This is a genomic window from Deinococcus aquiradiocola, assembly GCF_014646915.1.
GTDB classification, from domain to species: domain Bacteria; phylum Deinococcota; class Deinococci; order Deinococcales; family Deinococcaceae; genus Deinococcus; species Deinococcus aquiradiocola.
The window spans coordinates 1-585 of sequence record NZ_BMOE01000042.1 but is presented as its reverse complement, the minus strand read 5'-3'; the positions used below and the strand labels follow the sequence as shown (position 1 = coordinate 585).

General features: G+C 70.6%; 1 protein-coding gene. It reads right to left on the bottom strand.

What is annotated here, in order from left to right:
* Positions 1–585: DUF11 domain-containing protein (locus IEY33_RS19080; protein ID WP_229671174.1), on the bottom strand; the 585-nt coding region annotated here is incomplete at both ends.

The following is a 585-nucleotide window of genomic DNA, read 5'->3' as shown; positions in this document are numbered from 1 at the left end:
AGTCCACGCTCAGCGCCGACGCGCTCAGCGATCCCCCGTCCGTGTCCACCGCCGTGCTCGTCCGCGTCGACGTGCTCCCCCCACGCGTCACCTGCACCCCCAGGCCCGTCCCGTACGCGCTCACGTCCGACACCGTGTTCCCCGGCACCGTGTCCGTCAGCACGAACCCCGACACCGCCACCCCGTAGTTCCGCGCGTCGATGCAGTACTCCAGCACCTCCCCGGGAACGCCGGTCCCCGCCGTTCCGAACGTCGCGCCCAGGTTCAGCGCCCCTGGCTTCCCGAGGTTCCGCACCCGCTTCGTCAGCTTGGGGTAGATGAGCTGCGCGGTGCTGGTGGCGGTGTTGTTGTTCGTCACCCCTTCGGTCTCGTTGCCCGTCACGCTGGCCGTGTTCGGCAGGCTGGTCGGGCCGCTGTTGGTCTCGATGCTGGCCGCCGTCGGTGCGGTGCCGGTCACGGTCAGGGTGACGGTGGCGCCGTTGGCGACGGTGCCCACGGTCCAGGTCACCTTGCCGGTGGCGGCACTGTACGTGCCGCCACTGCTGGCCGACACGAACGTCAGCCCCGAAGGCAGGGTGTCCGTCA